The sequence below is a fragment of the Pseudaminobacter sp. Soil_N_29 genome (assembly GCF_057656055.1).
Window position 1 is genome coordinate 1047533 of record NZ_JBDGLC010000001.1, and the last position, 6294, is coordinate 1053826.

Here is a 6294-nt window from a genome sequence, read left to right on the forward strand (position 1 = left end):
GGCTTCAGGTGTAGCCCCGGGATGCTGAAGCAGCGCCAGCACACTTGGATCGACCAACACAAGAGAGTGCCATGTCTGAATTGCACCACTTCGCAATCCTCGCACCAGTTCCTCTTGAGCACCTCGAATCCGGATTGTTGGTTCTCGATAGGCAGGAGTTTGTCGCATACGGCACGATGAAATGGGAACTCCTCGCCAAAGTCGATGCCATGCAAGGGGACGGGAGGATTGCTGTGCTTATCTACCCGTCGCATGAGGACGCACCCACCAAGGACAGCTTCGTCGTCAGCTGGTTCGGCTGGTATGCCGGCTCGGTACATAGCTTGAACGGTGCGCACCCGAACGGGATGAACAACAGACCTGATACCACAGCCAAATACCTGGCCGACAATCGTGGCCACTGGGCGGCATTCTGGCATGTCACCGGTCTCAGGCAACTGCCGAAGGAGAAGCAGATCTCCATCGGCAAGATTCAAGGCTACAAGGGCGGCTGGCGCAAGGACAGGCCTCCTCGTGGGCCAGAGCTGGTCACGCTCCCAGAATTGCTGAGCTACGAGCTTTGACGAGAGAGAGGTGCTCTCGATTTTGAGGCTGCTCGTGGCTGTGGGCCTGCTGTTGGTCATCGGAGGTGCGCCAGCTCGAGCGCGGGGCGACGATCATCGATGAAACCATTACCTCCCGGTCTTGCTATTCGGTCACGCATTGCGCAATGACCTCGTCAGTGTGTTCATGCCTGCTGCTGCATGGTGGCGGTGGATGCGCGTCGTTCGATCAGCCTGTTGATTTCCAGCAAGAAATGACCCAGCTCCCCATGTGCGAAGGCATCTATTTCGTCGCACAATACTGGCCCACGGTCGATCAAGGGCTGAACGCCACACCGACCGAGTTTCCCCTCGATCTGTCAGGTTTTCCCTGACTTGGCTGCAACCTTCGATATGCGAGCATCGGTTGCTGTCCACCTGACGGCGAGAGGCACCGGCTCCGCCCTACCGCCTTGGAGCGTCGCCGGGCCTCTCCATCATTGGCCACACATGGACTTGGGGAGGGGCGCGGAAATGGCTTTCAGATTTCGGCGGAGCATGAAAATCGCGCCCGGACTTCGGGTGAACTTCACGCACAGAGGAGTGTCGGCACGGATTGGACCGAGAGGGCTCGGCTACACCGTCAATGCGAGCGGCCGTCAAAACGTCAGCGCTGGCATAGCCGGTTCTGGCATTCATATGAGCAAACAGATCAAGCCCTCGCGACGGCAGAAGCGCCGAGATGGCGAGGCGGTGCAGCCGCCACGAGCGTCGGCGAGATGTTGCCAACGATTGCCAGCCTCGTGGTCTTGTTCATAGTGGTGATCGTTATTGCTGGCACAATCAGCTGACCAATCGCGCAACTCACGTCGTGGAGGGGCGCTGTTGCAGGATAACAGCACCCTCCCCGTGAGGGAACAACAGTCATAACAGCAATCGGACGAGGGCCTCAATGCACTGTGGGGGGAATTCGCCTAGACTAGTTTGTGGATGCCTTCAGGCCAGAAGCAACTCCCTTGAACTCCGAAGCAGTTTCAACCATGTCCATTAGGGAGCACATCCTATTTTGAGCGTCAAAATTGAAACCAACACAGGTTTGGTTAGCTGCACATGCGGCTACACAGTCGGCATAGCTCACTTCTGAACTCGAATGCCCAACAACCAAAGTGCCCTTTGCGAACACGAGAGTTGAATACTGAAGCGAATCTTCAATTACCCTCCTTGCAGCCATCGTTGCCTCATCGCTCCTAACAAGTATTGCCGCGCCTTGCTTCATAAAGCACGCGCTATGCTTCTTGTTGTAGGTGATCGCAAGACATTTACTGTTGCTTCTGCACTGATCTCGGCACTGATCAAAGCTCACATTCATAACGGCATATTCGGCAGATCGTTGCCTAAAGCGTCCCACCCCTCCCGGGATACGAATTCTTGAAATAGCTTTATTTCATTCTGCTTCTCAATGCTCGCTTCAAAATCTGAGGCGCTAAATGATGCATCGTCCAGCCAAGCACAGCGGGTTGCCAATTCAATCGCGGAAGCATTGTTTAATCCTGCTGACGCAAGAGTTGCCGCCGGCGATATGGGGGCTTGTGGTATTGACCCGGGTGAGGTGCGGACTACAAGGTCGATGTTCACATCGACGCCCGCAACAATTCTCCGAGTGTAACACCACGATTTCTCCCAATTTGTATCTTTCTCATTCCGGAAGTAATGGCCCGAGGTGACTGTCCAAGTTGTGCCCGCTACCATCACATCACGGTTGACGAACTTGGTATAGTCCACGGTTACGACATCCGGCTCTCTTGAAGAAGCAGGAGTGTTTGGCTTCGGCGTCGGGACCGGCACTGTTGTTTTCGGCTCTATTCTCGTTGCCTTGTCCTCGGGCACCGGCGCCGTGGGTTGCGAAGGCACTATATCCGATTGTTTTGGCAGCTTCGCGGTTCGTTCAGTGACTCTCTCGTCGCCAGAGCTCGAAAGGAGGGCGCCACCAAGTCCGAGGCCGATAGCAGCAATAGCGATTGCCGCCCCGGTCGCCATGCGTCTAACGGCCGACGCACGAGCAATCTTGTCCTGTGCCGCTGCCTCAGCCTCCAAGGTCGGAATGGCCGATCGCTTTACCAACAAGTCAACAGCTTGCTCCGAAAGCCGCGTGTTATGTCGAACTTGCACGACTGCGCCCGTTTTTCGCCGAAAGTTTCACGAGGTTAACGACCTCTGAGGGGAGTTCCTCATCACACGCCTTGCGAAGCGCCTCAGGATCGTCGGTTAGAAGTGGAACGTACAAGATCTCCTTCACGACTGTCTCGACGGGGACTTCGACGCGTTTTTCCACTTCCTTCTCGATTTGGACCTCAATCGGAACGCTTACGCTACGGGTCCGGCGCCATCGCCATTTTAGAAGCATCAGACGCGTCAGCCTCGACAGCTTGCTCTCAACGCGGCTTTGCGCTCGAGCAGCTATACGCTGTAAGGCCAGAGCAACCATTGCGGTGATGGGGCCCGCCAAGGCCGCGATAAGCGCAAGCGAGCCAAACCAGATAACGGAGACGTGGCCAGCTTGGCTCTCCGACGTCTCTTCTGGCTTTAGGCCATACCAGCGCCCGGCGATTCTTTGAATTTGATCGGTCCTGGCAGTCGCTATGCGTTGTTTCTCAAGTTCCCCAATCTGCTTTGCAATCTCATCTCGCCGAATCTGATTGTCTGCCGATGTTTTCGCCTTGTTTGCTTCTGCCTCTTGAGCATGTGCCCAGCGGGCGCGAGCATGATCCCTGCGGACCTGCCAATCAGCCGCCGTGCTAGAATACCGGAGCTCCAGTTGCTCCACCTGATCGGCAAGTTTCTGCCGCTGCTCAGCGGTCATCGCGGGGGCATTGGCCCGCAGTTGATCAAACTCGGCTGTAAGTGCCTTGATCGCTTTATCAATGGGCTCAATTTCTGCATTGAATTTTGCAACAATTGGAGGCCGCGGGTTCACTAGCTTCGCGACTTCAGCCTCAAGACGCCGCGCAGAACTGTTATCGCCAGCACTTCGGGCCATCTCAATGCGTTTATCAAAGCTGTCCCTCTGTCGCTCAAAGAGGTCGGTGGCTTCGCTTGCTTCTCGATCTCTCTGGTCAAGCAGCGCGGCCTTGGCCTGCTCCTTCTCTTTGATCTGGTCTCGAACGTTTGCCGCTTTCGGCGTCAGCAATGTCGTGGCCGACAGCTCTGACTTGATATCGTCGATTTGAGATTGGATAGTCACTAGCTCTGACTTTGCTTCGGCAATGCGATCTGTTTTTGCTGCAAGCTCGTCTGCCTCTGCCAACCCCCTTGCCTCAGCCCGAAGTGCATCAATGCTGTTGGCCAATTCCTCATAACGAAGCTGCCGAAGCGTGCCCGCTCGTTCCAGCCCCATGAAGACTGTTTCGAAGGTGGTTCCAGCGAGAACCAGTAAAAAAGCCAGAACTGCCGGTTTCCAAACCCATGAGATACTGCAGGGTGGCAATTGGGATTTTGGTTAACTCTGCAATGGTGACCATAAAAAATGGGGCGCTGGCCAGTGTAAGATCCATCGCCGTTGCAGTATGGCTGGCGGAGAAAGCTTGAAACCCAAGCGCCAAACCCGTAGCTAGTCCGATGATCGCTGCAGCAATTTCAAGCGCCCACGCCCCCCGATATGTCCACTGGCCATACGTTGCCAGTTTCTGGCTCATCGCTGCATGCATTTCGCCCCCCGTGCGATCCTGAGACACTCAGCCAGCCTACGAAAGAATTTGCATCAAGATTACTGGCACTGTGCGTATGCTTTAGTTTATATCGCTTACTCACAGTCCTTCCAGAGTGCCGGATGATTGGGCAATTGTGGAAGCTTTCTGGTTCCATGATTTGCATCAAGAGCGGCGCCTCTATGTGAGTGCCCTTTGGTGCTGGCCGATGATCTGCGAAGAATTATCGACCGAGAGATAAGAATAGATCGCTAAAGAGCCGCGGGGCCGGCCTCAAAACGGCGGGGGGGGCAACATCCACAACGTCAGGGACCAGCGAAGGCCCAAGCCTAGGGTTCGGAGCTATGATCGCCCCAAACGGCGGCGTAGGCTGCCGTATGCAGTGCGCGGGTTTGTTACCGCTTTGATGGCTGTCATCGGCGTTGTCGCCGTTCAGTATGTCCGCCCGGGGGACCCCGCCATTGACCGTTTCGTTGAAAGCCTGCCCTCATTTTGGCCGCGCGCCGCCGCTGCGCCAATCGAAGGACGCGCCAGCGTGATCGATGGCGACACGATCGAGATCGCCGGCCAGCGTATCCGCTTCAACGGCGTGGACGCTCCAGAAAGCTCGCAATACTGCGAGGATGCCAAGGGCTTCGAGTACCCGTGCGGCCGGGTTGCGGCTAACGCGCTCGATGAGTTCCTTGCTGCCTCCCGGCCGGCCCGCTGCCAGTTCGTCAATTGGGACCAGTACGGCCGCTATGTTGGCGACTGCGCGCGGGCTGAGGGCGCCAGTATCCAGGCCTGGTTGGTCGAGAACGGTCATGCGCTCGACTGACCGCGCTACAGCAACGGAGCCCGTGCCACTCACCAGAGGGCAGCACAACAGGCGCGGCAAGGTATCTGGGCCGGAAACCAGGCACCGTGGGAGTGGCGGGCTGCGCAACGCGGCAATGCGGGCAGCCCGCCGGTGTTTCTCTGCTCGGTGGCGGATCTGGTTGCAAAATCAAGGGCAACATCTCGGCGAAGGGCGAGCGCATCTATTACGTTCCGGGACAGAAGTATTACAGCCGGACCCGGATATCTGAGGGCAAGGGCGAGCGTTGGTTCTGCTCTGAGAAAGAGGCGCGCCGCGCCGGCTGGCGCACGGCTCGCCAATAGCGGAAGCATCCCGCCCCCTTGCTTTGTCTCCTCATTCTGCAAGCATCTGGGCACGCAGGGGAAGCGTTTCTCATCGACTAATGATGATCGCGGAACTGATTAGCAAACGATAGCGTCATAGCGGAATAGTCAAAAAGTCCGCCCCGGAGAGCCGGAGCGAGCAAAGATTCTGGCGCAGATGAACTGGAGAATAGCACCGCTGAATTCGGCAGTGCATCGAAGTAACAGTGTTTCTGCAGTTAGGCAAAACGATCTGCGCGCATCCCGCTGTGTTCTTGTGAGGAGCACGGCGGGATACGCGCAGTCGACGGGTAGGCGGCGCGCCGGAGCCGCGCCGCCCGCTCTCATCAGAACTCCTGATAGGCCGCGATAACCGCCTCGATCTGCTTGGTGCTGAACGCCTGGATCTGCTTCTCGGTGAGCGCGCCAAGCTGCTCTTCGCCGAGCTTGCCGATCGCCGAAGTGGTCAATCCGGTAAGGGCCTTGACGCTGATCGCCGCGATCTCTTCGGCCGAGAACTGGTCAACGTTGTCGCCGATGGCCCCGATCTGCGTGGCCGACAGAGCCTTGACCTGATCTTCGGTCAGCGCCTCGATCTGGTCTGCATCCATCCAGCCGAACTGCTCGAAGTTCATGCCGGCAATCGCCTTGGTGCTCAGAAGCGCGATCTGGGCAGGCTCGAGCGCCTCGATCTGCGGCTTGGTCAGGGCCTTGGCCTGCGACGCCGTCAGGGCACCGAGATGGTCTTCCGTCAGGGCCTTGACCTGGTCAGGTTCCAGAGCCTGGATCTGCTTGACAGTCAGCGCCGCAAACTGGTTTGCTGACAGATCGGCCACCTTGTCGCCAAGCGCGGTAACCGCCAGCTCGCTGAGGCCGATAATGGCCTTGGCGCTGATGGCCTGGACCTGAGCCGCAGAGAGGTCTGCCAG

At 57.4% G+C, this 6294-nt stretch carries 9 protein-coding genes and 1 pseudogene; 5 read left to right on the forward strand and 5 right to left on the reverse strand.

Translation table 11 applies throughout. From position 1 onward, the window contains the following. Positions 1-71: 71 nt before the first annotated feature. The 3 genes from AC3A4H_RS04995 (at position 72) to AC3A4H_RS05005 (ending at position 1340) form a co-directional block, all read left to right on the forward strand. The gene (locus tag AC3A4H_RS04995; protein WP_487765686.1) at positions 72-563 is read left to right on the forward strand and encodes a hypothetical protein; all 492 of its coding nucleotides are present in this window, start codon (positions 72-74) and stop codon (positions 561-563) included. Between the two features lie 65 nt (positions 564-628). Next, the gene (locus AC3A4H_RS05000; RefSeq protein ID WP_487765687.1) at positions 629-916 is read left to right on the forward strand and encodes a hypothetical protein; all 288 of its coding nucleotides are present in this window, start codon (positions 629-631) and stop codon (positions 914-916) included. Between the two features lie 139 nt (positions 917-1055). After that, positions 1056-1340, forward strand: coding sequence for a DUF4236 domain-containing protein (locus AC3A4H_RS05005; RefSeq protein ID WP_487765688.1), 285 nt, complete (start codon positions 1056-1058; stop codon positions 1338-1340). A gap of 160 nt (positions 1341-1500) precedes the next feature. On the opposite strand, the gene AC3A4H_RS05010 is transcribed toward AC3A4H_RS05005, so the two are convergent. The 4 genes from AC3A4H_RS05010 to AC3A4H_RS05025 form a co-directional block, all read right to left on the reverse strand. Then, on the reverse strand, positions 1501-1890 hold the full coding sequence (locus AC3A4H_RS05010) for a PAN domain-containing protein (RefSeq protein WP_487765689.1): 390 nt from the start codon (positions 1888-1890) through the stop codon (positions 1501-1503). Then, positions 1887-2558: a hypothetical protein gene (locus AC3A4H_RS05015; protein ID WP_487765690.1), complete on the reverse strand. Its 672-nt coding sequence runs from the start codon at positions 2556-2558 to the stop codon at positions 1887-1889. Before AC3A4H_RS05015 ends, AC3A4H_RS05010 begins: the two co-directional genes overlap by 4 nt. 115 nt (positions 2559-2673) lie before the next feature. Continuing rightward, on the reverse strand, positions 2674-3867 hold the full coding sequence (locus AC3A4H_RS05020; RefSeq protein ID WP_487765691.1) for a hypothetical protein: 1194 nt from the start codon (positions 3865-3867) through the stop codon (positions 2674-2676). A 4-nt stretch (positions 3868-3871) separates the two neighbouring features. Next, the gene (locus AC3A4H_RS05025) at positions 3872-4213 is read right to left on the reverse strand and encodes a hypothetical protein (protein WP_487765692.1); all 342 of its coding nucleotides are present in this window, start codon (positions 4211-4213) and stop codon (positions 3872-3874) included. Between the two features lie 418 nt (positions 4214-4631). Between AC3A4H_RS05025 and AC3A4H_RS05030 the strand changes: the two genes are divergently transcribed. Then, on the forward strand, positions 4632-5042 hold the full coding sequence (locus AC3A4H_RS05030; protein ID WP_487765693.1) for a thermonuclease family protein: 411 nt from the start codon (positions 4632-4634) through the stop codon (positions 5040-5042). Positions 5043-5134: 92 nt separating this feature from the next. Further along, positions 5135-5365, forward strand: coding sequence for a sunset domain-containing protein (locus tag AC3A4H_RS05035; protein ID WP_487765898.1), 231 nt, complete (start codon positions 5135-5137; stop codon positions 5363-5365). Between the two features lie 347 nt (positions 5366-5712). Here AC3A4H_RS05035 and AC3A4H_RS05040 read toward each other — a convergent pair. Beyond that, positions 5713-6294 (reverse strand): annotated as a pseudogene (locus AC3A4H_RS05040) (beta strand repeat-containing protein); the annotation flags it as partial.